Origin of the sequence: Cupriavidus sp. UYPR2.512 (assembly GCF_000379565.1) — a bacterium.
Lineage (GTDB): Bacteria > Pseudomonadota > Gammaproteobacteria > Burkholderiales > Burkholderiaceae > Cupriavidus.
The window spans coordinates 54,653-78,251 of the sequence record NZ_KB902964.1 but is presented as its reverse complement, the minus strand read 5'-3'; the positions used below and the strand labels follow the sequence as shown (position 1 = coordinate 78,251).

Genomic DNA, 23,599 nt, shown 5'->3' with positions numbered 1-23,599 from the left:
GACAATCGGGGCAAACCATGGAGGAGACATGCGATGCATGCCAACGTCGGGCGCCGCCTGCTGCTGAAGTCCCTGCTGGCGCTGCCGGCCGCTGCCGCGCTGGGCAGGGCCGGCGCGGCCAGTCCCTATCCCCACCGGCCGATCCGGCTGGTGGTGCCCTACGCCGCCGGCGGCGGTCCGGATATCCAGACCCGCAAGCTGGCTGAGTTGCTGGCGCGCGAGCTTGGCCAGCCAGTGGTGGTCGAGAACAAGGTCGGTGCAGGCGGCATCCTGGCCGCGGAGTTTGTCGCGCAGCAGCCGGCGGATGGCTACACGCTGATGCTGGGTGCCTCGACCCATGTCACGCAGAAGCTGCTGCAGCCCGGCGCAAAATTCGACCCGATGGCATTCACCCACATCATCCGCGTCGGCGTCAGTCCGGCGGTGCTGGTGGTCAGCGCCAGCTCGCCCTACCGGAACGTGGCCGACCTGGTCGCCGCGGCGCGCCGCGCGCCGGGCACGCTGAACTACGCCTCAGGCGGGATCGGCTCGGCCGCGCATGTATCGGGTGCGGCGTTTGCGTCGGCCACCGGCATCGACGTGGTCCATGTGCCGTACAAAGGCTCGGTCGAGATCGTGCCATCGCTGATCAAGGGCGACACACAGTTCGGCTTCCCGGTGGCGGCGACGGCGATTCCGCAGATCGCCAGCGGCAAGGTGCGAGCCCTGGCGGTGACTTCGGTCAGCCGCGCCGCGGTGCTGCCGCAGGTGCCCACGCTGAATGAGGCCTTGGGTCGCAAAGATCTCGATCTCGATGCATGGAGCGGCATCTGGGCGCCGCCCCATCTGCCCGCGCCGATCGTGGCGCGCCTGCATGGCGCGGTGCTGCAGACGCTGGGCGATCCCGGCCTGCGCCGGCTATATGCCGAGATGGGCGCGGTGCTTGCGCCGACGCCCACGCCTGAAGCCTTCTCGCGGCTGGTGGCCGACGAGACCACCCGCATCCGCCAGGTTATCGACAAGAACCGTATCACCATCGAATAGGCCATCCCATGACCCTCGTTCCACAACCGGACTTTGCCCCGCTGGCCGGCATCAGCGTGCTGGATTTCTCGCACGTGATCGCCGGGCCGTTTGCCACCTTCCTGCTGTCACAGTTGGGCGCACAGGTCACCAAGGTCGAAAGCGCCGGCGGCGGCGACGTGATGCGCCGCGCGGGCAAGGGGCATGCCGCCTTTGTCGCGCTCAATGCGGGCAAGTCGTCGCTGGCGCTCGACCTGTCGGATGACGCCGGGCGCGAACATGCGCTGGAACTGGCCGGCCGCTGCGACGTCTTCGTCGACAACCTGCGGCCGGGCGTGCTCGAGCGCTTCGGGCTGGGCTACGAGGCGGTGCGCGCGCGCAATCCGCGCGTGGTCTATTGCAGCATCTCGGGCTTTGGCCGCGGCGCGGCGCAGTGGCATGGCCGGCCTGCCTACGACCACGTGGTGCAGGCCGCCACCGGCATGGCCTGGATGGGCGGCACCGAGGGCGATCCGCCGATGAAGACCGGCTTCCCGGTGATCGACTCGGCCACCGGCATGCTGGCCGCCTTTGCCATCCTGGCCGGCGTGCGCGAGCGCGAACGCACGGGGCGGGGCATGCTGCTCGATGTCTCGATGGCCACGGCCGGCCTGCAGCTGATGTATCCGATGACATGCGATGCCATGACCACCGGCGGCGTGCCGGCGCGGCAGGGCAACCAGGGGTATTCGGGCAGCCCGTCGGCCGATTTCTTCCGCACGCAGGATGGCTGGCTGGCGATCGGCGCGAATACGCCGAAGCAGTTGCTGGCGCTGCTCAAGGCGCTCGGGCTGGGCGAGCTTGCGCAAGATCCGGCCTTGTTCGAGGTGCCGCTGGATGCCGGTGCCTTGCCTGCCTTCGTGCGCTCGCTCGATCCGGCCGCGCTCAAGCGGGCGATTGCGGGCGCGGTGGCGGTCGGCACCGCAGGGGACCTGGAATTGCGCCTCAGCGCGCTGGGGATCCCGGCAGCCCGCCTGCGCAATATCGCTGAGTTTGCGGGGGAGTCGATGGCCAATGGCAGCGTGCGGCCGGTGACGCTGCAGGAAGGGGAGACTGCGGTGCTGTCGCCGGGGCTGGGCTTCCAGGTCTACCGCCCGGCATGACACCCGGCGGCGTATAGTTGCTGGCACGATGGCGCACGGCCGTGTGCCGCCATCGTCCCCACTCGCAACGTCAGGACGCCGCCACCTTGACCACCGACTTCCTCGCCCGCTTTGAAGCGGAATGCCTGCCGCGCATTGCTGCCGCGATTGGCCAGCATGACCGGCGCTTGCAACTCCACCCGCTGCCTGCCGAAGCCCCCGGCCGGCCGCCGCGCCTGCGCATGACCGGGGATGGTCCGCCGGACCTGCGGCGCCACCCTTATGCGCTGGATATCACGCTGGCGTGGGATGGGCTGGAGGTGCAGCGCCTGTTCGCGGCGGGTGGCGAGGTGCGCTTTGCCGGTTACCTGGCGGCGCTGCCGGCCAAGCTGCGCGCCTGGCAGGAACCGCGCGGGATCGACCTGCGCTCGCTATCGCAGGCGGACCCGGCGATCCTGATCGGCGGGCTGGATTTCGAGCACTGAGCCTGGTGCACTGACTCAGCCAGCCACCCGCAGCCGGCATACCGCGCTTTCCGTTTGCCCCGGCTCGATCCAGCGCAGCCCCTGGCCGTGGTGGATCGCGTCGGGCAGGCCTGCCCACGGTTCCACGCAATAGAAGTCAGAGGTTTCGTTTTCGGACCAGGTCGTCACGGCATGCCATGGCACGGTGCCGGCGAAGTCGAGTTCAAACGTGACGCGGCGGTCCGGCATCGCCAGCGTGGCGCACGGGCTGTCGCGAAAGACGTGGAAGGTGTCCTGCAGGCGTGGATCGTCCAGCTGGTAAGTTGTCTCGCCCGGCTCTGCGGGCCCGGGGCTGCCATCGGGTAGCTGGCGCATGCGGTCCGTGCCCGGAAATGCCAGCGACGCGGTGGCACGTTGCGTGTGCGGCAGCGCGAAATAGAAATGGTGGCCGGGATAGCAGGGCAGGCGCTGCGTGCCGGTATTGGTGGTGCGCAGCGTGACTTCGAGGCCATCGGGCAGCAAGCGGTAGATGGCGTCGAAGACGAATGCGAACGGGTAGCCGGCGCGCGTTGCATCGCTGTCGCGCAGCGTCATCGTGATCGCGGCTTGCGCGTCGATGGCGCTGACGTCGAAGGGCAGGTCGCGCGCAAAGCCGTGCTGCGCCAGCGTGTGCACCGTCCCTTGTCCGTCACGCCACTGGCCGGGATTGCCTCCGGCAAAATGCCGGCCGATAAACGGAAACAGCAGCGGGTTGCCGCCGCGGACCTTGGCCGGGCGGGACCAGTCGGCAGCATCCGGCCAGTAGAGTATGTCCTGTCCGCGGTGCACCCAGCGGACCAGCCGCCCGCCGTGTTGCGGGGCGAGCAGCAGGAAGGTGTCGGCAGCGCCGACCCGGACCAGTGGCTGGCCCTGGAAGTCTTGTGTCGGAAGCAATGGCATGTTGATGGTTGGTGCCGCGCCGTTCGCGTGCCGCCCGGCGCAGCTGCCATGATAAGCCAGGCCAGCGCGCTGGCGGCAGCCGGACTAGCTGCTGGTGTAGATGGTGTTGCGCACCAGCGGGTACACCTGCGTCTCCCACCGCTTGCCGTTGAACACCCCATAGTGCCCGACTCCGGTCTGCACATGATGCATGCGCATATAGGGGCGCAGGCTGGAGCACAGGTCTTGCGCCGCCACGGTCTGGCCGATGGCGCAGATATCGTCGCGCTCGCCCTCCACGGTCAGCAGGGCGGTGCGGTGGATGGCGCGTGTGCAGACACGGCGACCGCTCACGTCAAGCAGGCCCTGGGCCAGCAGGAAGCGCTGGAATACCAGGCTGACGGTTTCCAGGTAGAACTCCGCGGTCAGGTCCATGGTGGCGAAGTACTCGATGTAGAAGTCGCGGATGGCATCGGCCTTGTCGTGCTCGCCGCGCTCGCGCAGGGCGTAGAGCTCGCGCAACGCCTGTTCGTGCCGCTCCGGGTTCATGCTCATGAAGGCCAGCAACTGCACGTGGCCCGGGTAGACGCGCCGCATGGCGCCGGCAAAGCGCAGCGGCACCATGCCGATCAAGGTGCGCTCGAACCACTCGAGGGATTGGCTCATGGCCAGCACGTTGACCTTGGTCGGGTTGACGCGCGCGTCGATGGGGCCGGCCATCAGCGTCAGGCTGGGCGGCTGGGCGGGGTCCCCGTCCTCGGCCATCAGTGCCGCCGCCGCCAGCGCTGCCACGGCAGGCTGGCAAATCGCCACCAGATGCGTGCCGCCGCCCAGCGTCCGCAGGAAGCCGATCAGGTGCTGCACGAATTCATCGAAGCCGAAGCGCCCGGCGAGCAATGGAATGTCGCGGGGGTTGTGCCAGTCGGTGATATAGACGTCGTGGTCGGCCAGCATGGTCTGGGCCGTGCCGCGCAGCAGCGTGGCGAAGTGGCCGGACATCGGCGCCACCAGCAGCACGCGCGGCTGGCCGACGATGCCGTGGCGGCGCAAGTGCAGCAGCGAGCAGAACGGCGTGCGCGCGACGACTTCCTCGGTGACCGGCACCGGCTGGCCGCCGACGGTTGCGTGGTCGATGCCGAAGGCCGGCCGGTGGTGCGTGAGCCGCACCAGCGCGATGAGCTCGCAGGCAGCGCGCAGGCGGTGCACCGCGTCGAAGCCGCTGGACCTGGGATTCGCCGCCAGCGTCGCGGCAGCCAGCTCTGCCAGCGTGCAGGCCGGCAGTATCATGTCCGCGTAGATCTGGTAGGCGTGGTACAGCATGGCTCGGTCCCCCGCTGTTCTGGTTCTTGCCAGCCGCAATATGTATGCCATCAGTTTATGCCTGGCACGCGCCTTGCGCTTTGTGCGGTGAGCGGGGCGGACGATGCCGCGCAAGTAGTGAAGCATGCGCCTGGCGCACGGGCGTGGCGCCCCTTCGCGGCGCATGGAGCGCAGCGGCTTCAGACTGGTGCCTGCCGGATGCACTGCATAGGTGCGGGGCAACGAGCGGCAACAAGCCGTAAAGGAGGCGCGATGTCCAAGACCACACTCACCATCAGCAGCAAGACCTATTCCTCATGGTCGCTGCGAGGCTGGCTGCTGGCGCGCTTTGCCGGCCTGGAATTCGAAGAAGTGCTGGTGCCGCCGGACGACGCCGCGGCGCGTGCGGAAATCCTGCTGCTGTCGCCGTCGATCCTGGTGCCGTGCCTGCGCCACCACGGCGTGACGGTGTGGGACACCCTGGCGATCGCCGAATACCTGAACGAAATCCACCCCAAGGCCGGCCTGCTGCCGGAAGACCGCGCCGCGCGTGCCCACTGCCGCGCCATCTGCGGCGAGATGCATTCCGGGTTTGCCGCGATGCGTTCGGCGCTGCCGATGAACCTGAAGGGGCATTTCCCCGGGATGAAGGTGTGGTCGCGGGCGCAGGCCGACATCGATCGCATCACGGCGATCTGGACCGAATGCCTGACGCGCTACGGCGGGCCTTACCTGTTCGGCACGCGCACCATGGCCGACGCCATGTACGCGCCGGTGGTGACGCGCTTTGTCACCTATGGCGTGATGCTCGATCCCGTGCCGGTTGCCTACTGCAAGCAGATCCTGTCGATGCCGGAGCTGCAGGAGTGGATCGCGGCGGCGCGCGAGGAACCCGACGAAATCAGCGAACTGGATGTGGAGTTCTGATGTCCTCGCTGGCAACCGCCGCGGCCGCCGGCGCTACCGCGTGGCGGAGTCGGCCTGCCGCGCCTTCAGGAAGCGCTCGGCATAGTCGAAGTACCAGTCGAGCGTATCCGGGTTGGCCATCGCATCGCGGTTGGCGATGCCCTGGGGCGCATGGCCGAGCAGCAGCTTCTTGATCGGCACTTCCATCTTCTTGCCGGACAGCGTGCGCGGCACGCCGGGCACCTGCACGATCTCATTGGGCACGTGGCGCGAGGACAGCGCTTCGCGGATGCGCGCGCGCAGGGTGTCGCGCAGCGCATCGTCCAGCACCAGGCCTTCGCGCAGCACCACGAACAGCGGCATATACGACTCGCGGCCCAGGTATTCCAGGTCGACCACCATGCTGTCGAGCACTTCCGGCAGGTCTTCCACCACGCGGTACAGCTCGCTGGTGCCCATGCGGATGCCGTAGCGGTTGATGGTGGCGTCCGAGCGCCCGTAGATCACCGCGCCGCCGCGGCTGGTGATCTTGATCCAGTCGCCATGCCGCCAGACCCCGGGGTACGTGTCGAAATAGCTGTCGCGGTAGCGCTTGCCGTCGGCGTCGCCCCACAGGTAGAGCGGCATCGACGGCATCGGCTCGGTGCAGACCAGTTCTCCCACCTGGTCGATCAGCGGCTGGCCGTTGTCGTCGAAGGCCTCCACCTTGGCGCCCAGGCAGCGGCATTGCATCTCGCCGGAATAGACCGGCAGCAGCGGACAGCCGGCGACGAACGAGCCGGCAAAGTCGGTGCCGCCCGACATCGGCACCAGCCAGATGTCTTCGCGCACATGGCGATAGATCCAGTCGTAGGCCTCCACCGGCAGCGGCGAGCCGGTCGAGCCGAGCCCGCGCAGGCGCGACACGTCGGCGATGCGGGCCGGTTCGATGCCGGCCTTCATGCAGTTGGTGAAGAAGGCCGCGCCGGCGCCGAACAGCGTCACGCCGGCATCGTCGACAAAGCGCCACAGCACGCCCGCGTCGGGCCAGGCCGGGTTGCCGTCGTAGAGCGCGATGGTGGTGCCCAGCAGCAGGCCGGCCACCTGCGCGTTCCACATGATCCAGCCGCTGCTGCTGTACCAGTGGAAGACATCGTCCGGGCCCAGGTTGTTATGGAAGGCCATCAGCTTGAGCTGCTCGATGACGATGCCGCCATGGCCATGCACGATCGGCTTGGGCATGCCGGTGGTGCCAGAGGAGTAGACGATCCACAGCGGATGGTCGAACGGCACCGGCTCGATCGCCAGCGCCACGTCGTGCGCCAGCACATCCTGCCAGGCATGCGCGCGCACGCCGGTGGGCGGGGCTGCGTGGCTGCCGATCTGCGGCACCAGCACCAGGTCGGTCAGCGAGGGCAGGGCGGCGACCAGGTCGGCAAGCACCGGGGCCCGGTCATAGGCCTTGCCACCGTAGCGGTAGCCGTCGACGGCGATCAGCACCCTGGGCTCGATTTGCCGGAAGCGGTCGATCACCGCGACCTGGCCCATGTCCGGCGCGCAGCCGGACCAGACCGCGCCCAAGCTGGCCGTGGCCAGGAAGGCGACGATGGTGGCGGGGATATTGGGCAGGTAGCCGGCGACGCGGTCGCCACGCTGCACGCCCATCTGGCGCAGCGCATGCGCCAGCGATGCCACTTGGGTCTCCAGCACGTGCCAGCTGATATCGGCCAGCGGCTGCGCCTCGCCGGCATGGCGGATCGCGGCGCGCTGGCGGGCGCTGCCCGTACCGGCGTGGCGGAATACCTGCTGCACGTAGTTCAGCGTGGCGCCCTCGAACCAGCGCGCGCCCGGCATGGTGCGGCGGTCCAGCACCTGCACGGCGGGCGTGTCGAAGTGCACGTCGAAATAGGTGCGCACGGCGTCCCAGAAGGCTTCCAGCTCAGTGACCGACCACTCCCAGAGGCTGTCGTAGTCGTCAAAGGCCAGGCCGCGCTCGGCCCGCAGCCAGTGCATGAAGCGCGCGACCTGGCTGCTGTCGCGGAACGCCTCGGAGGGCGTCCACATCAGGCTGCCTTCGGTGAGCGGGGCGGCGGTCGTCATGTCTCCTCCTTGCGCCCGTCTGTCGCGGGCATTGGATGGTGCGATGGTCATTGCGGCGCGCCGGTGGCGACACCAGGCATCAGCGCGACATGATAACGGGGCACGGGCCCGGTTGTCGGTCAGCGGCTCATCAGCGGCTGGCGGGGCGCTCGAACAGGGTTTCCCACATGGTGTCGACCTTTGCCTTGACGGCCGCATCCATGGAGATCGGCGTGCCCCATTCCCGCGTGGTCTCGCCCGGCCACTTGTCGGTGGCGTCGATGCCCATCTTGGACCCCAGGCCCGACACCGGCGAGGCGAAGTCCAGGTAATCGATCGGGGTGTTGTCGACCAGCACCGTGTCGCGGCTTGGGTCGACGCGGGTGGTGATGGCCCAGATCACTTCCTTCCAGTCGCGCACGTCGACATCGTCATCGACCACCACAATGAACTTCGTATACATGAACTGCCGCAGGAAGCTCCACACGCCGAACATCACGCGCTTGGCATGGCCGGCGTACTGCTTCTTCATGCGCACCAGCGCCATGCGGTAGCTGCAGCCCTCGGGCGGCAGGTAGAAGTCGGTGATCTCCGGGAACTGCTTCTGCAGCAGCGGCACGAACACCTCGTTCAGCGCCACGCCCAGCACGGCGGGCTCGTCGGGCGGCTTGCCGGTGTAGGTGGAGTGGTAGATCGGGTCGCGCCGCATGGTGATGCGGTCGATGGTGAACACGGGGAACCAGTCCTGCTCGTTGTAATAGCCGGTGTGGTCGCCGAACGGGCCTTCCAGCGCATGCTGGTAGCCGGACGGGTGGTCGGGGTCGGGCTGGATATGGCCTTCGAGCACGATCTCGGCCGACGCGGGCACACTCAGCTCGGACAGCGTCGGTGTGAGGCAGCCGGCCAGCGCCGTGCGGCTGCCGCGCAGCAGGCCGGCGAACTGGTACTCGGACAGCGTATCCGGCACCGGCGTCACCGCGCCCAGGATGGTGGCCGGGTCGGCGCCCAGCGCCACCGCGATCGGGAAGGGCTTGCCAGGGTTGGCCAGCGCGTGCTCGCGGAAGTCGAGCGCGCCGCCGCGGTGCGCCAGCCACCGCATGATGACCTGGTTGCGGCCGATCACCTGCTGGCGGTAGATGCCCAGGTTCTGGCGCTTCTTGTGCGGGCCCTTGGTCACTACCAGGCCCCAGGTGATCAGCGGCGCCGCATCGCCGGGCCAGCAGGTCTGGATTGGCAGGCGCGCCAGGTCGACGTCGCTGCCCTCCCACACCACCTCCTGGCAGGCCGGGCTGCTGACCCGCTTTGGTGCCATATCCCACACAGATTTGGCCAGCGTGAACAGCTTGCCGGCCTCGCGCAGGCCGCGCGGCGGCTCCGGTTCCTTCAGTGCTGACAAGACCCGGCCGATGTCGCGCAGGTCTTCCATCGATTCGGCGCCCATGCCAAGTGCGACCCTGTGTGTCGTGCCGAACAGATTGGCGAGTACAGGAACGCTATAGATGCCTCCATCGGTGCTGGCTCCGGAAGGTTGCTCAAAAAGGACCGCGGGGCCTCCAGCGCGCAGCAGCCGGTCGCAGACTTCGGTCATTTCCAGGTTGGGCGCGACCGGCCGGGCGATGCGCCGCAGCTCGCCCATGCCTTCGAGTTGACCGATGAAATCGCGCAAGTCTTTGTATTGCATAGTGAATTCTGTTGTGGTGCGGCATTCGCAGGGGGGCTGCGCGGTGCGGCAGTGAAGTCGGTGACGATACACATTCGCCGGCATTGCCGCAAAAAAAAACATCAAGAAGATGCCGCGCAAATTGTAAGTTTTTTGTCGCTGCCGGAGCTTGTGTCGTAGTGGATACCCAAGGCCACGCCTGCGTTTGCGGGGGAGCGGGTGATTCCGGGTCGACTAAGTCGTCGCTGTTACAAATAACTAAAAGTAGTGAAATTCAAGATTTTTATTCTTGACGAGATATAACACCGTTCCTACAATCCGGTCTGCTCCATGGAGTGTTGCGTCGCAGCATGGATTTTCCCCCTGTGTCAAGGGGTGCACATCAAAGAAAACGTGCCAGAAAATCCCTCCAGCAAGGACCGATGGTAGGGCCCGAATGCAAGCGGGCCGACCGGTCGCCTCCGGCGACTTGCCGGAGCGTAGTGAGTTTAGTCGTGGCAGGGTGCGCTCCCCCAGAGCGTAGCCTGTTTCCAGTTGGGCGCACGGGGAGCGCCTGCCAACAGATGCTTGGTCGTCACTGCTGGACGGCGCGGCATCCTTACTTGAGTACGTTGAGATCGGGCGCGTGCCGCAGTCGGGCGCGCGAAGCGGGCAACGGATGGAGGTAAGCATGAGCGGTTGGAAAACCCTTCATCTTCCCGGCATCGGGCGGGCCTTGCAGGTCCGTCTCCGACAGCCGGTACCCGGAGTGAGTCGGGCATTGCAGGTCCGTCTCGCGCATCCGGTCGCGGGCCGCGCGTTGCGCGGTGGCCGCACAACGCTGAAGTACGCCCTGAACAGCCTGGGCGTGATCGCGGTCGTTTCGGCCGTGTCGCTGTCGCTGAGCCAGGAATGGCGCACCACGCTGGCTGGGCTGCTGGCGGGTGACGAAGCACCCGCGGTGCTGGTTGGCGCCGCCATGCCGGCTGCGCCTGCCGTGGCCAGCACTGCCGTGCCGCCGCAGTCGGCGGACGTCGCCGCGGCCAAGCTTGCCTTTGGCAAGGGCGGCCTGCCGACAGTGTCGGGCGTGGACGAATGGAGCCTGGCGGCTGCCGCCAAGGTGCCGTCGGTCGCGCATCTGGCCGCGCAGATCCCGGTGACACGCGTGGCGATGGATGCCCGCAGCACCAGCACGCTGGGCACCGCCCGCGAGCAGGCGGCCGTGGCCGATTACATTGCGCGCAAGTACCGCGTGGCGGCCCAGGCCACCGCGCAACTGGTGAAGGCGGCCTACCTGACCGGCCGCGAGGTCGGTATCGACCCGCTGCTGATCCTGGGCGTGATCGCGATCGAGTCCAGCTTCAACCCGTACGCCGAAAGCGGCGTGGGTGCGCAGGGCCTGATGCAGGTCATGACCAAGGTCCACCAGGACAAGTACGAGGCCGTCGGCGGCGTTGCCGCGGCGCTCAATCCGTACGCCAATATCAAGATCGGCGCGCTGGTGCTCAAGGACTGCATCGCCCGCGCTGGCTCGATCGAAGGCGGCCTGAAGTACTACGTCGGTGCCACCACGGCCACCGATGGCGGCTACGGCGCCAAGGTGCTGGCCGAGCGCGCCCGCCTGCGCCAGCTGCTGGGCGTGCGCAACGCGCCCGCCAATGCCGACAAGCCGGCCGAGGTCAAGGCCCCGGCCGAGCACCTGGCCCCGACCGAGAAGCTGGAAGCGAACAACGGTCCGCACAACGCCTGAGCGCGCAACGGTATCGCCAAATCAGAAAAGCACCCCGCGGGGTGCTTTTCTTTTGCCTGCCTCAGCCGGGAGAGGCCGGTCAGCGGAACAGCTTGCCGAGGCGCGCCATCGCCTCCTCGATATTCCCGCGCGAGGTCGCGTACGAGATCCGGATGTAGTCCTTCGCCGTATGCGGGCCGAAATCCTGCCCCGGCACCATGACCACGCCCGCATCGTGCAGCATCGCCTGCGTCAGCCGGTCGGCATCGCCGGCGGCGGGGTGGTTGACGCCGCGGCAGTCGGCGTAGACATAGAAGGCGCCGTCCGGGCGCACCGGCACGCGCAGGCCAAGGGCCTCCAGCGCTGGCACGATCAGGTCGCGGCGGCGGCGGAACTCGGCCTTGCGTTCGTCGTAGATCGCCAGGGCCTCGGGGGTGAAGCAGGCCAGCGCGGCGTACTGCGCCACGGCCGACGCGCAGATGAACAGGTTCTGCGCGACCTTCTCGAAGGCTTCCACCAGCGCCTCCGGCACCACCAGCCAGCCCAGGCGCCAGCCCGTCATGTTGAAGTACTTGGAGAAGCTGTTCACCGTGACCACGTTTTCGTCCAGGCCCAGCGCCGAGACCGGCGGGGCGTCATAGGACAGGCCCTGGTAGATCTCATCGAGGATGGCAAAGCCGTTGCGCGCGCGCACGGCCTGCAGGATGCGGTCGAGTTCATCGGGCAGGATCGAGGTGCCGGTCGGGTTGGAGGGCGATGCCAGCAGCACGCCGCGGGTCTGCTCGCCCCAGTTGGCCTCGACCTGCGCGGCGGTCAGCTGGAAGCGCTCGGCCGGGCCGCTCGGGATCATGCGCGCGGCGCCGTCGAAGGCGGCGACGAAGTGCCGGTTGCACGGGTAGCTGGGGTCGGGCATCAGCACCTCGGCGCCGATCTCGACCAGGACCGCGCATGCCAGCAGCAGCGCGCCCGAGGCGCCGGCCGTGACGATCACGCGCCGTGCCGGGATATCCAGCCCGTAGGCCGACTTGTAATAGCCGGCGATGGCCTCGCGCAGCGGCTGGATGCCGAGCGCACCGGTGTACTGCGTGACGCCGCGGCGCATGGCGGCTTCGGCCGCGCGCACCACCGGCTCGGCGGCGGTGAAGTCCGGCTCGCCGATGCCCATGTGCACGATATGGCGGCCGGCGCGCTCCAGCGCGGCGGCCTGCTTGGCCAGTTCCATCACGTGGAAGGCATTGATATTGGCGACGCGGGAGGCGGTGGCCAGGCGCTGCATGTCCATAATCATCCGGGGCGGGCTCAGGCCCGTTCAGCAAAAGGGTAGGTAGGAATGAAAACACCCGCCGGGGCGGGTGTCGTCTTCATCATTGCCGGCGCAAGCCAGCGGTGATGGCGTGGGCCGGCCCGCGGGCGGCTCAGTTGGCAACTCAGCGGCGCGCCGCGACCTCGGCCGCGCGCACCTGGGCGGCAAGCTTGTCCAGCACGCCGTTCACGTATTTGTAGCCCTCGACGCCGCCAAAGGTCTTGGTCAGCTCGACGGCTTCGTTGATCACGACCTTGTACGGGATGTCGACGCAGTGCACCAGCTCATAGCTGCCGACCAGCAGGGCGGCACGCTCCACCGGCGAAAGCTCGTTCACGGTGCGGTCCAGGAAGGGCTCGAAGGCAGCGGTCAGGCGGGCTTCTTCGCGCACCGCGCCGTTGAGCAGCGCGTCGAAGTGCTCGCGGTCGGCCTTGTTGAAGCCTTGCGCATCATGCAGGTGGGCCTGGATCGCGCCGATGTCGTTGCGGTTCAACAGCCACTGGTACAGGCCCTGCAGCGCCAGCTCGCGCGAGCGGCGGCGCGCGCTCTTGGGCGGGGCCTTGGCCTCGGTGCGGGCCGCGGCGGGCTTGCCGCCGGCTGCCTTGCCGCCGTCGTTGCCCTGGTTGTTCGACGTATCACTCATCGTCGTCCTCGTCTTCATCTTCCTGGCCGCGCAGCGAATCGAGCGCGACGACCAGGTTGGCCATCTCCACCGCGGCGCGGGCGCAGTCGCGGCCTTTCTCGCGGGTGCGGGCGTGGGCCTGCTCGTCGGTATCCACGGTCAGGATGCCATTGGCGATCGGCACATTGAAGTCCAGGCCGACGCGGGTGATGCCGGCGCCCGACTCGTTCGAGACCAGCTCGAAGTGATAGGTCTCGCCGCGCACCACGGCGCCCAGGGCGACCAGGGCGTCGAACTGGCCGCTCTCGCACATCTTCTGCAGCGCCAGCGGGATTTCCAGCGCGCCGGGGACGGTCACCACCAGGGTGTCTTCGCCCTCAACGCCGAGCTTTTCCAGCTCGGCCACGCAGGCTTCGAGCAGTTCGGCGCAGACCGGCTCGTTGAAGCGGGCCTGCACGATGCCGATACGCAGGCCTTCACCGTCGAGGTTGCTGGGGTAGAAGCCGTGATCCATTGTTCAGTTCTCCAGTTTTCGGGGCGGCAACGGCGCTGGTGCGCGCTGCCGGGGTGTTCGGGAGGCGCAGGCTCAGTCGGCCTGGCCGTTCATGGGTTGGTAGCCGGTCACTTCCAGGTCGAAGCCGGTCATGCTGGGCATGCGCTGCCTGGCGGCCAGCACGCGCATCTTGCCCACGCCGACATCCTTCAGGATCTGCGCGCCCATGCCGTAGGTGCGCAGGTCCGGCTTGCGGCGCGGGCGCGACTGCGGTGCGTCGAGCGCGCTGAATTGCGTGAACAGCTGCTCGACGGTGTCGCCGCAGTTCAGCAGCACGATCACGCCGGTCTCGGCCTCGGCGATGGCTTGCATGGCGGCCGGGATGCCCCACGAGTGCGTCGTGCATTTCACTTCCAGCAGGTCCAGCACCGAGAACGGCTCGTGCACGCGCACCAGCGTTTCCTGGTCCGGCGCGGGCGAACCCTTGACCAGCGCCAGGTGCGCCTGGCCGGTGGGCTTGTCGCGGTAGGCGATGCTGTGGAAGGTGCCGTAGGGGGTCTGCATGGCGCGCTCGCCAACCCGCTCGATAATGCTCTCGGTGCGGCTGCGGTAGTGGATCAGGTCGGCAATGGTGCCGATCTTCAGGTCATGTTCCTGCGCGAACTCGATCAGGTCCGGCAGGCGCGCCATGGTGCCGTCGTCCTTCATGATCTCGCAGATCACGGCCGCCGGCGTCAGGCCTGCCAGCGCGCCCAGGTCGCAGCCGGCCTCGGTATGGCCGGCGCGGATCAGCACGCCGCCGGGCTGGGCCGTCAGCGGGAAGATATGGCCGGGCTGGACCAGGTCGGCCGGTCTGGCGTCGCGGGCGACGGCGGCCTGCACGGTGCGGGAGCGGTCAGCGGCGGAAATGCCGGTGGTCACGCCCTCGGCGGCCTCGATCGACACCGTGAAGTTGGTGCCGTGCTGGGTGCCGTTGCGGCTGACCATCGGGTGCAGGTCCATCTGGCGGCAGCGCTCGGCCGTCAGGGTCAGGCAGATCAGCCCGCGGCCGTGCTTGGCCATGAAATTGATCGCTTCCGGTGTGACGAAATCGGCAGCCAGTACCAGGTCGCCTTCATTCTCGCGGTCTTCCTCATCGACGAGGATGACCATGCGGCCGGCGCGGATGTCGGCAATGATGTCTTCGGTACGGGCGATTGTCATGGCGTGCTGAACGGCAAATTGGGGCGAGTCGAGCGAAAAACCGGCGAATAGCTGGGGCAGGAACCATGGCCGCGGTTGAAAGCGGCCGGACTGAGGCGGGGCGTCGGGCCGGGCCGGCCAGGCCATATACGCCCGGCAGGTTGCCCAGTCAAGCCGGGTATTGTACGCCAAGGCAGGCAACGCGTGAGGCGATGGCACCGGAAAGTACGGCGCCTGCCTGAAGCGGGTGGGGAGAGCGGTGCTCCATGGGCCGCCCCGTTGCCGGCAGGGCGCCGGTGCCGGGCTCGGCCGGAGCCTATGCCGCGGCGGCCAGCGGTGTGCCGTCGTGGCCTGTGGCGCGCAGCCGCAAGGTCCTGGCGATGCGCGCCCTGGCCGCGCGGGTCGCGTCAGCCAGCGCGAGCTCGCGCGTGAGGAAGCCGGCGTTGGGTTTCGTGAAACTGGCATGCGCGTCCAGCGCATAGGTCCATTCCCACTTGCCGAAGGTGACCTCGGCCAGTGTCACGACGACGTGGCAATGCTGATAGAAAAAACTTTCGCTCATGCGTGTTTCCTGTGTGGGGCAGCGCGCTGGCCATGGCCTGAAAGCCAGGCAGGCCAGTGGCGGTCCGTCAGCCAGCCGCGCAGCGGCAGCCGGCCATCTTGCGGGTCGATGGCGGCGGCGCCGGCATCCTGGGCGATCTCGCAGATCCGCCCCTTTGTGTGCGGATCGCACGCGCAGATCATCATCAGCTGGCCTGCCGACATTTGCCGCTTCTGCCGCCTCAGGCCGGCGCGCATGATCCCGGCACCGATCACGCTGCCCAGCCACCGGCCGATCACGGCGCCAAGCGCCATGCCGCCAAAGTAGGCCATGAAGCCCGCGGCCGCGTTGGCCGGCGTGCCGTAGCGGAACAGGATCCAGGCCACCACCAGTGCGCCGGCGGTCAGGCCGGCCGCCGCGACTTCATTGCGATATGTGATCTGCGCCGCGTGGGGCGCGGGCAGGCCTTCGGCCGGCTGGTCGTCGCGCTGGAAGAACCATGGCCCGTCGATGCGTGCGGGAGTCGCGGCCAGCTCGCCAAGCTGCGCGTGCGCGCGCCTTGCCGCGGCAATGTCGTTCAGCCGGAAATACAGCAGGCTGCGCATGGTCATGCCTCGTTTGGTGTCAGGTCCATTTGCCGCTGGACCACGGAAAGCCTGCGAAACGCCGGGCGCCTGGGCGCCGGAATGTTTTCGCCAGGGGGGAGGACGGCGACTGCAGCCGCGGCCATCCGTTGCCCACGGCCTGGTCCCAGTCGATCAGCAGGGTGGCGGCACGGTGCAGGTGGGTCGCGGCCAGGCGCACAAAGCCCAGGCGCGCGCGCATCGGCGCAGTAGGGTGCCGGTCACGCAGCAGGCGCGTGGCCGGAAGTCGCTGATACAGGATTCTGGCGGTGGGGTCGGGCACGGTGGTTTCCTTCATGGGTGCCGGGCAGCAATCCGGCCGGCAGTTGAAAGCAACGGCGGGAGCGCCAGCTCGCGAACGAGCGCGCGGCGCGGCGGGCAGGGGGGCATGAGGGTCCAGGTGGTCCCCGTGAGTGACTTCAGCAGTCACCGGTGCTAGACGTTGTCGAGGGGGGAGGCCCGGGAACGAGTGGCGAGCGCCTGTGGGCATACATGGACTGCAAGCGCTCCCACATCATTCTAGGCCTCGGGCGTTGCAGGAACCAGCTGACTTACAACAAAGCTGCCGGGCTCCGCGCGGCGCACTTTCCCCGGGGGCGACGGCGCAAGCAAATTGCCACAGGAGGGGGTTGTCAGCGTATGCTCGCGACAAAAGGGCACGCCCAGCCCTGAATGCCGCCGCGCTGGCAAGCGGCGGTCCGGACTTCAGATCAGGGCGCCAGCCCGATCGCGCCAGCAGACTTTGCACAACAAAGGGAGACAAAGATGTCGAGGCAGATCAAGAACAAGGCCGAACTGCGTGCCCTGGTACGCGCCGAGCAGTCGAAGTTTGCCGCCTGCGAGGGCGCCTGCTTTGGCGATGTGGTCTGGCACGCGCCGGACGCCGGCGGCTGCAACTGGAGCCTGTCCACGATGGAAGGCGGCAACAGCAGCGCCTGCGTGGAAGCGCTGCGCCCCTTCACCGACAAGCTGCGCGAGGCCTATAACGTGCCCGACGAGGGCAAGTAGCCCGCGGTATTACGCGGGGGCCTGCGCGGTCGACAGCATCCGCTCCACATAGCGGGCGATCAGGTCGATCTCCAGGTTCACGCGTGCGCCCGGCTTGAGTTCCTGCAGCGTGGTGACTTCCACGGTGTGCGGGATCAGGTTGATGGAGAACACGCAGCCGTCGGCTTCGTCATTGACGCGGTTGACGGTCAGCGACACACCATTCACCACGACCGAGCCCTTGTAGGCCAGGTAGCGTGCCAGCTCGCGCGGGGCGCGGATGCGCAGTTCATGCGATTCGCCTACCGGCGCGAAGTGCACGACTTCGCCCAGACCATCGACGTGCCCGGACACCAGGTGGCCGCCCAGGCGGTCGGCCAGGCGCAGAGCCTTTTCCAGGTTGACGCGGCCGGTGCTCGCCAGCCCCACGGTCTTGTCCAGCGACTCGCGCGAGACTTCGACGTCGAAACTGTCGGGCGCCATGGCGATCACGGTCATGCAGGCGCCCTGGATGGCGATGCTGTCACCGATGATGACGTCCGACAGGTCCAGCCCGCCCGCGGCGATATGCAAGCGCACGCCGGCATCGGCGGCACCCAGCGGGGTAACGGAATCAATGCGGCCGACTGCCGCGACAATGCCTGTAAACATGGTGGTGTCTTCTGCTTTGGGTATTTGGAATCTGGATACGCGGTGCCGGTATGTGCCGCTCTATGCGTCGTTGCGCCGGGCGATCAGCCGCAGGTCGTCGCCGATCTGCCGGATCTCATGCCAGCGGAACTGCGCGGCATCCTGCAGCCGCGCCAGCGGCGGCAGGTTGAACATGCCCTGGGCATCGCCCAGCAGCTTGGGCGCGAGGTAGATCAGCAGCTCGTCGGCGCAATGCTCGCGCACCAGTGAACCATTGAGCTTGAAGCCGGCCTCCACGTGCAGCTCATTGATGCCGCGCCGGCCGAGTTCTTCCAGCATGCGGCGCAACTCGACCTTGCCGTGCGGGTTGGGCAGGACGACGACTTCGGCGCCACGGCTTTCCAGTGCGCGCTGGCGTTGCCGGTCCTCCACCGCGCAGAACACCAGCACCGGCTTGGCCAACTCGCTGGTGTCCGGCGTCAGGATCTGCGCGTCCAGCGGGACCTCCAGCCGCGAATCGACCAGCACCCGCTGCGGCTGGCGCGGCGTGGCGATGGCCCGCACCGTCAGCGCGGGGTTGTCGTCGCGCACGGTGCCGATGCCGGTCAGGATCGCGCACGCACGTGCGCGCCAGGCATGGCCGTCGTCGCGCGCGGCCTGGCCGGTGATCCACTGGCTGGTGCCGTCATGCAGCGCGGTGCCTCCGTCCATCGATGCCGCCACCTTGACGCGCACCCACGGCAGCCCGCGCGTCATGCGTGAGACGAAGCCGATATTCAGGTCGCGCGCTTCCTTTTCCAGCAGGCCGCAGCGCACATCGACGCCGGCTTCGCGCAACCGCTGCAGGCCGCGCCCGGACACCGACGGGTTGGGGTCCTCCATGGCCGCCACCACACGCGTCACGCCCGCGCGCACCAGCGCATCGGCGCACGGCGGCGTGCGCCCGAAATGGCTGCACGGCTCCAGCGTGACATAGGCGGTGGCGCCGGCCGGGTCCAGCCCGCGCGCCAGCGCGTCCTTCATCGCCTGGATCTCGGCATGGTCCTGCCCGGCCGGCTGGGTGAACCCCTGGCCGATGACCTGGCCATCCTTGACGAGCACGCAGCCGACGCGCGGGTTGGGCGTGGTGATGAACATGCCCCGCGCGGCGAGCGCAAGGGCCTGTTGCATGGCGGCGTGGTCGGTATCGGAAAACATTCGGCGGTTGCGTTTGCCTTGGCGCAGCGATCTGGAATACAGGGCTGCCGGGTTATGGTGGTCCGGAGGAGTCCGTCGCATCGCAGTCAGCGTCGCGGCCGGGTGTGCAGAGTCGGATACGTCCCTGCGCGCCCAGCCTGACTTGCCGCTGCTCCCCACGGCAGCCGAGCGTGAAAGTAGCGGCCTGGAAACCGCCTTGCTCAGATCGAGAGTATCCCACAGGCAGGAATTTCAGCACATTCGTGCCGCGGGCGGTCTGGCGCAGCGTGACCCACAGGCAGGGCATGCCCGGCTCGACGACCGACAGCACGGCGCTGCGCTCCGGGTCGCCACGTTGCGCATTCCCCACGACCAGCTGCCAGCCACGGTCCAGCGTGGTCTCGCCCGGCAGCGGCTGGAGGGTCACCTCGACCCGCCGCGCCAGGGCCGTGGCCCGCGCCAGTGCCAGCGATGCCGCCAGCCGGTCGGCTGCCAGCGACACTTGCTGGCGGGCCAGCAGGCCGCTGAATACCGGATAGGCTGAGCTGGCCAGCAGCGCCAGGATGGCGAGGCCGGTGAGCAGTTCGACCAGGGCCAGCCCATGCTGGCGGCGGGGCGCGCAGGTCATCTTCCTGGTCTCAGCAATGCGCCGGAAGCGGCCGTGCCACGGCCTCGCCTTCGGGCAGCGACAGCCACTGGCCGGTACTGCGCAGGATCAGCACTCCGCACTCGGGGTCGGACTGCTGCGGGATGGCCCGCAATTCGACGCAGGCATCCAGGGCGGCTTGCGGGCAGGGTGCCGCCGTCACCAGATGGCGCACGGTGCCGGCAGCCGGTACCGGGAGCGGCCATTCCCCGGCCGGCGCTTCGGCATCCAACGCCGCGGCAAACGTCATGGCGCCGACGGCGTGCCGCTCCAGTTGCAGCATCGATGCCGTCAGGGCAGCACGCGCCTGGGCGCGCCATCCCCGCATCAGGTAGCCGTGCCACGCGGGCACGGCAAGGCTCGCGAGGATGGCCAGGATGGCCAGTGCCGCCGCAAGCTCGACCAGGCTGAAGCCGTTGCAGCGCTGGCACGCGGGTGTGGCGGCGGTCAAGGCAGGTCCTCCCGGGCCGGGCCGACGATCTCGCGCCAGCGCAAGCGCCCGGTGCGCCGGCTGGCCAGTGTGTGCGACAGGCGCGTGGCGGCGTTGCCATCGACGGCCCAGAGCGACAACTCGTGGGCCTGGCGTGAGGCGAGGCCAGGTTGCGCCGGTGTTGCCGGCAATTCGGTGGCGGTGACGAACACGCTGGCACCCGGTGGCAACAGATGGCCAGTGGCGACGTGCAGGCGCTCGCCGTTGCTGGCCTGGGCGACGGAGTCTCCGGTCCCGGCCAGCACCAGGTAGGCCCGTTGCGCGCCATCGGGCGTGCGCGTGACGAACAGCAGATAGCCCGGGAATACGGCCTGGATCTGCACGACCTGCTCGCCGGGGTTGGGCAGCGTCAGATGCCAGCCGGCGCTGTCGGCGGAGACCGGTTGCGCCCGCAGGATGTGCCCGCCGTCGCTGGCTTGTGTCATGACTGGAACCAGGCTGGTGCCGTGCGGGGCCGAGCGGTCCGGTATTGCCGCGAGTTCGTTGCCCGCGCCATAGACCACCACCGGCGCCGTCGTGGCGCCCAGCAGCACCGGCGGCTCTTCCGTGAGTGGCTGCGTTGGCCCCTTTATCCTGTGCAGGCACGACGCGGCGGCCGCGCTGCCTGATGGCGGCGCATCCGCGAGCGGGAATCGCCATAGCTGGCCGGCATCGTCCGTCGCATACACGGTGCGTGCAGCGCCTGTCATGTCGGACAGCACGCTGACCGCAACGAGGTTGCCGGTCGCCGGATTGCCCTGGCAGCCCCGCTCTGGCAATGGCAGGGTGCGGATGGCATGCTGGCCGGCCCATGCCGCGCCGGCAGGCTTGTCGAGCGGCAGCAGCGCGAGGCCGGAACGGGCTGCCATCGACTTGTCATTGGTGGTGGCAGCCAGTGTCATCACTGCGTACCAGCGCAATCCGTCCTGGCCAGGCACGCCGGCCGCACGCACCGGGCCGCGTGCGGACAGTGGCAATGTGTCAGTGGCGGCGAGCTCCCATAACAACGTGAAGGGCATCGGACCGTCGGGATCCGAAACGTCAAGCGCAAAGGCTGCTGCGGGATTGCCGGCCCCGGCACTGCCAGGGACGCCGCACAGCAAGACGGTGCGCCATTCGCCGCGGACCGTCACGTCCTGCGCTTCCGGGCGGGGGCAGGGCGCGGGCACCAGCGGTGCGCCGGCCGCCGGCATGGCGGCGGCGTAGGGCAACAGCACCCCTGGCAGATAGGCGGCGCGCTCTTCTCCGGTCGCGGCATCGAACCCGTGCAGCAGGCCATCGTTGGTGCCCAGCCAGGCCATATTCGGGCGCAGGCCGTAGCGCAGGCGAAAGCCGGTGTGGCCGGGTTTGCCGGGCGCCCAGGCTGGCGGCGCCACCACCCGCGCACGGGCGCCTGCCGCGTTGCCGAGCCGCGTGTCGCGCGGCCGCAGACCCGCCTGGGTACGGTCGCCGCGCAGCCATTCGAGATGGGAGCGGTCAAGGCGCTTCAGCGTGTCCACGCTATCGGTGTCCCGGAAAGCCGCGTCGATCGCGTCCCACTGCAGCGGTATGGCGTGCGGCGGCGCTGCGCCCGTCGGCGCTGAGGACGTGAAGATCCGGCGCGATGCAACGGGCTGGCGGTCGAGGCGCTCGCCGGCTTCCCATAATGCAGGCGGCAGCGCCGGCGCCGATCCTTGCCAGCCGACAGCGAACAAGCGCCCGGTCCACGGATACGCGCCGTCCGTGGTCCGGTAAGCCAATGGCAGCCGGCCTGCTTCGGAGCCGGTGGCAGCGAACCCCGGCGCGAAGGTCATGGCAAGACAGGCGAGGGCAACGACGGCGCGGCGATTCATGGCTGGAACACACTCTGGACCACCGCGCGCACGGCGCGGCTGCGGCCGAACCCGATGGCCGTGATCCGGATCCGGGGCGCCAGCGTGGTGGCGGAAGCGGTGTCCGGGGCGCTGTAGCCGGGCGGTGCTTCGTCCAGGATCTCGGCGACATACCGCGGCAGTTCCCGCGTGCCGAGCGTGCCAGCGGGCAGCTCCGGCAGCGTCGCACCGGTAAAGCGGCCCAGCGGCACGCCGACCGCATCCGCGTTGGCCCCCGCGTTGGTGTCCGCCAGCAGCCAGGGCTGCCATACAGGCGGGCCTGCCACCGCGGGCCGGCACAGGCCGGCCTGACGGCCGCTGCCGCAGTGCCCGGGCGCTGGCCAGTTGTCGAGCCGGCCCGTCATGTCTGGCGATGCCGCTGCCGCGAGCAGGTCCGCCTCGGCGTCGAGCAACGCGACCTCGGCGGCCCGGAAGGCGATTTCGCGTTCGAGCTGCATGACGACAAGTTGCCGGCCCGACAACAGCATGTGCAGCGCACCGGCAGCGATCAGCACGACCAGCAGCAGCATCGTGCCGCAAAGCAGCAGCGTGACGGCGCCTGACTGGCGGCGGCATGAAAGGTGGCGGCGGGCTAGCACAGTGTCTCCTGGCAGCGTGGCGCATTGCGCAGCCGTACCGTGGTGGCGAAGACGCGGCGCGCGGTGACTGCCTGCGATGCCGCGGCCGGCGCCAGATCGCCGGCCGCGGTGCCGGGCGTTGGCAACGGGTCGGCGCTGTGGCCCGGGTTTGCCGCCGCGGATCCCGGCCGGTCGCCGCGCACGGCAATGGCAACCTGCACGGCTACCACGCGATGCCAGGCGGATTCACCCAGTGGCTGGATCGTGGATGCCGTCTCGAAGCGGTCCGCGCGGCCGTCGCCGTCTGTATCCAGGCCGTAGCGCACCTGCAGTGACTCGATGCCGCGGATCAGCGCGCCGGAGGTCCAGCCGATGCCGTCGATCACGCCATTGCGGCGCGCCGGGTAGCGGCACAGCAGTTGCGGCACGCCATCGCTGCCTGCTGCGACGTAGAGGACGTTGGTGGCGACGTAGCCACTGTTTGCATTGGCGCCGTCCATGCGCGCAGCAACCGCGTAGCCGCTGCAGTCGACCATGGTCTCGTCCGGTTGGGCCGGTGCCGTGGTCAGTGCGCTGCCGCTGAAGCGTACCAACAGCGCGTCGCTGCGGCCGATGCCGGATTTGCCGCAGGACGGCATGGCACCCATGGCGGGCTGGCCGCAGTTGTCGGCGCCGCTGACGGCGGGCAATGCTGCGCTGGAGGTGGCGGATATGGGCTCCCCAGGCCAGCCCGACTGGCGCAGCAGCGACGCGATGATGGTCAGTGCGCGCTGGCCGCGTTCCTCGAGCAGAATGCGGTCGGTGGCGGTGAGGTAGGCGGTGCGCGAGGCTTGGAACGCCACCATAGCTGCCGCAGTGACAACCAGCCCAAGCATCAGCCCGACCAGCAATTCGATCAGCGAAAACGCCTTGGATGATTGCCACCTCATGGCTGCACCCACAAGACGATCGAGGGTATGCCGGGCTGCCCGCCAAGCCGTCCTGCCATGATCAGTCGCGCGCCATCGGGGCACGGAAACGCCGGGATGCTTCCGCACCGGCTCGACCAGAGGTCTGGCCGCTCGCTTTGCAGTGCCGGCTGCGCGGTGTCCAGCTCAGTGATTTCCACGGCGAGGCGTGCAGCCTGGGCCAGGGCGTCGAGTTTGCGCAGGTGGGCGAGCGCCTTCGGCGCCGTCCCCATCATTGGCATCAGCCCGGCTGCCACGACGATCAGCGCGCAAAGCGTTTCGTGCAGGGCGAAGCCGGCGGGGCGGCTGGTGCAGCGGCGCTTGCCGTGCGGGCAGGCAGTTTGATGTGCTGGCTTGCGAAGATCCGGCATGGGCGGTCACCGAGACTGGCAGGGACCGTCAAAGTAGCTGTCGCG

The 23,599-nt window shown here is 68.7% G+C and carries 25 protein-coding genes; 6 read left to right on the top strand and 19 right to left on the bottom strand.

Translation table 11 applies throughout. From position 1 onward, the window contains the following. The first annotated feature begins 33 nt into the window (after positions 1-33). The 3 genes from A3A5_RS0114145 to A3A5_RS0114135 all read left to right on the top strand — a co-directional run bounded on the left by A3A5_RS0114145 (position 34) and on the right by A3A5_RS0114135 (position 2,608). Entirely contained in the window at positions 34-1,023 is a 990-nt protein-coding gene (locus A3A5_RS0114145) for a tripartite tricarboxylate transporter substrate binding protein (protein WP_018311218.1), read from the top strand. An 8-nt stretch (positions 1,024-1,031) separates the two neighbouring features. Further along, complete coding sequence (locus A3A5_RS0114140) at positions 1,032-2,144, top strand: CoA transferase (protein WP_018311217.1); 1,113 nt, start codon at positions 1,032-1,034, stop codon at positions 2,142-2,144. An 86-nt stretch (positions 2,145-2,230) separates the two neighbouring features. Further along, entirely contained in the window at positions 2,231-2,608 is a 378-nt protein-coding gene (locus tag A3A5_RS0114135) for a DUF5594 family protein (RefSeq protein ID WP_018311216.1), read from the top strand. A gap of 15 nt (positions 2,609-2,623) precedes the next feature. Here A3A5_RS0114135 and A3A5_RS0114130 read toward each other — a convergent pair whose 3' ends face one another. After that, a complete protein-coding gene (locus tag A3A5_RS0114130) occupies positions 2,624-3,526 on the bottom strand; it encodes an aldose epimerase (RefSeq protein WP_026200773.1) in 903 nt (300 codons plus the stop codon). Between the two features lie 84 nt (positions 3,527-3,610). Beyond that, entirely contained in the window at positions 3,611-4,825 is a 1,215-nt protein-coding gene (locus A3A5_RS0114125) for a polyhydroxyalkanoate depolymerase (protein ID WP_018311214.1), read from the bottom strand. A 252-nt stretch (positions 4,826-5,077) separates the two neighbouring features. On the opposite strand from A3A5_RS0114125, the gene A3A5_RS0114120 reads away from it, so the two are divergent. Continuing rightward, positions 5,078-5,731, top strand: a complete 654-nt coding sequence (locus A3A5_RS0114120; RefSeq protein WP_018311213.1) for a glutathione S-transferase family protein — start codon at positions 5,078-5,080, stop codon at positions 5,729-5,731. A 33-nt stretch (positions 5,732-5,764) separates the two neighbouring features. Here the strand turns inward: A3A5_RS0114120 and A3A5_RS0114115 are convergent, their stop codons facing one another. Together A3A5_RS0114115 and ubiD are read right to left on the bottom strand one after the other, a co-directional pair. Continuing rightward, complete coding sequence (locus A3A5_RS0114115; protein ID WP_018311212.1) at positions 5,765-7,789, bottom strand: acetoacetate--CoA ligase; 2,025 nt, start codon at positions 7,787-7,789, stop codon at positions 5,765-5,767. Between the two features lie 130 nt (positions 7,790-7,919). Next, complete coding sequence (ubiD, locus tag A3A5_RS0114110; RefSeq protein WP_018311211.1) at positions 7,920-9,449, bottom strand: 4-hydroxy-3-polyprenylbenzoate decarboxylase; 1,530 nt, start codon at positions 9,447-9,449, stop codon at positions 7,920-7,922. Between the two features lie 649 nt (positions 9,450-10,098). Here ubiD and A3A5_RS0114105 point away from each other — a divergent pair. Then, the gene (locus A3A5_RS0114105; RefSeq protein ID WP_026200772.1) at positions 10,099-11,157 is read left to right on the top strand and encodes a lytic transglycosylase domain-containing protein; all 1,059 of its coding nucleotides are present in this window, start codon (positions 10,099-10,101) and stop codon (positions 11,155-11,157) included. Between the two features lie 79 nt (positions 11,158-11,236). Here A3A5_RS0114105 and A3A5_RS0114100 read toward each other — a convergent pair whose 3' ends face one another. The 7 genes from A3A5_RS0114100 to A3A5_RS0114070 form a co-directional block, all read right to left on the bottom strand. Continuing rightward, positions 11,237-12,418, bottom strand: coding sequence for a pyridoxal phosphate-dependent aminotransferase (locus A3A5_RS0114100; RefSeq protein WP_026200771.1), 1,182 nt, complete (start codon positions 12,416-12,418; stop codon positions 11,237-11,239). Between the two features lie 145 nt (positions 12,419-12,563). Continuing rightward, positions 12,564-13,082 carry a transcription antitermination factor NusB gene (nusB, locus tag A3A5_RS0114095; RefSeq protein WP_018311208.1) on the bottom strand — a complete coding sequence of 173 codons (519 nt, stop codon included), beginning with the start codon at positions 13,080-13,082 and terminating at the stop codon, positions 12,564-12,566. Further along, positions 13,075-13,575: a 6,7-dimethyl-8-ribityllumazine synthase gene (ribH, locus tag A3A5_RS0114090; protein ID WP_013957645.1), complete on the bottom strand. Its 501-nt coding sequence runs from the start codon at positions 13,573-13,575 to the stop codon at positions 13,075-13,077. The genes nusB and ribH overlap by 8 nt, the downstream gene beginning before the upstream one ends. Before the next feature lie 72 nt (positions 13,576-13,647). Then, positions 13,648-14,757: a bifunctional 3,4-dihydroxy-2-butanone-4-phosphate synthase/GTP cyclohydrolase II gene (gene ribBA / locus A3A5_RS0114085; protein ID WP_018311207.1), complete on the bottom strand. Its 1,110-nt coding sequence runs from the start codon at positions 14,755-14,757 to the stop codon at positions 13,648-13,650. 295 nt (positions 14,758-15,052) lie between these two features. Continuing rightward, a complete protein-coding gene (locus tag A3A5_RS0114080) occupies positions 15,053-15,298 on the bottom strand; it encodes a hypothetical protein (protein WP_018311206.1) in 246 nt (81 codons plus the stop codon). Beyond that, positions 15,295-15,888 (bottom strand): hypothetical protein, encoded by a 594-nt coding sequence (locus tag A3A5_RS0114075; protein WP_018311205.1) that lies wholly within the window; start codon positions 15,886-15,888, stop codon positions 15,295-15,297. The genes A3A5_RS0114080 and A3A5_RS0114075 overlap by 4 nt, the downstream gene beginning before the upstream one ends. Before the next feature lie 13 nt (positions 15,889-15,901). Next, on the bottom strand, positions 15,902-16,183 hold the full coding sequence (locus A3A5_RS0114070) for a hypothetical protein (protein ID WP_232431346.1): 282 nt from the start codon (positions 16,181-16,183) through the stop codon (positions 15,902-15,904). Positions 16,184-16,665: 482 nt separating this feature from the next. On the opposite strand from A3A5_RS0114070, the gene A3A5_RS0114065 reads away from it, so the two are divergent. Beyond that, positions 16,666-16,908, top strand: coding sequence for a hypothetical protein (locus A3A5_RS0114065; RefSeq protein ID WP_018311203.1), 243 nt, complete (start codon positions 16,666-16,668; stop codon positions 16,906-16,908). Between the two features lie 9 nt (positions 16,909-16,917). Here A3A5_RS0114065 and A3A5_RS0114060 read toward each other — a convergent pair whose 3' ends face one another. From A3A5_RS0114060 to A3A5_RS0114025, 8 genes are read right to left on the bottom strand one after another with little or no spacing between them, the layout of a single operon-like run. Further along, a complete protein-coding gene (locus A3A5_RS0114060) occupies positions 16,918-17,538 on the bottom strand; it encodes a riboflavin synthase (protein ID WP_018311202.1) in 621 nt (206 codons plus the stop codon). A 60-nt stretch (positions 17,539-17,598) separates the two neighbouring features. Continuing rightward, positions 17,599-18,714 carry a bifunctional diaminohydroxyphosphoribosylaminopyrimidine deaminase/5-amino-6-(5-phosphoribosylamino)uracil reductase RibD gene (gene ribD / locus A3A5_RS0114055; RefSeq protein WP_018311201.1) on the bottom strand — a complete coding sequence of 372 codons (1,116 nt, stop codon included), beginning with the start codon at positions 18,712-18,714 and terminating at the stop codon, positions 17,599-17,601. A 52-nt stretch (positions 18,715-18,766) separates the two neighbouring features. Continuing rightward, complete coding sequence (locus A3A5_RS0114050; RefSeq protein ID WP_018311200.1) at positions 18,767-19,321, bottom strand: Tfp pilus assembly protein FimT/FimU; 555 nt, start codon at positions 19,319-19,321, stop codon at positions 18,767-18,769. Between the two features lie 10 nt (positions 19,322-19,331). Next, complete coding sequence (locus A3A5_RS0114045) at positions 19,332-19,790, bottom strand: prepilin-type N-terminal cleavage/methylation domain-containing protein (RefSeq protein ID WP_018311199.1); 459 nt, start codon at positions 19,788-19,790, stop codon at positions 19,332-19,334. Beyond that, the gene (locus A3A5_RS0114040) at positions 19,787-21,640 is read right to left on the bottom strand and encodes a PilC/PilY family type IV pilus protein (protein WP_026200769.1); all 1,854 of its coding nucleotides are present in this window, start codon (positions 21,638-21,640) and stop codon (positions 19,787-19,789) included. The genes A3A5_RS0114045 and A3A5_RS0114040 overlap by 4 nt, the downstream gene beginning before the upstream one ends. Then, the gene (locus tag A3A5_RS0114035) at positions 21,637-22,257 is read right to left on the bottom strand and encodes a pilus assembly protein (RefSeq protein ID WP_018311197.1); all 621 of its coding nucleotides are present in this window, start codon (positions 22,255-22,257) and stop codon (positions 21,637-21,639) included. The genes A3A5_RS0114040 and A3A5_RS0114035 overlap by 4 nt, the downstream gene beginning before the upstream one ends. Further along, complete coding sequence (locus tag A3A5_RS0114030) at positions 22,251-23,165, bottom strand: PilW family protein (protein ID WP_018311196.1); 915 nt, start codon at positions 23,163-23,165, stop codon at positions 22,251-22,253. Before A3A5_RS0114030 ends, A3A5_RS0114035 begins: the two co-directional genes overlap by 7 nt. Continuing rightward, positions 23,162-23,554: a hypothetical protein gene (locus A3A5_RS0114025; protein ID WP_157637228.1), complete on the bottom strand. Its 393-nt coding sequence runs from the start codon at positions 23,552-23,554 to the stop codon at positions 23,162-23,164. The genes A3A5_RS0114030 and A3A5_RS0114025 overlap by 4 nt, the downstream gene beginning before the upstream one ends. Positions 23,555-23,599 lie beyond the last annotated feature (45 nt).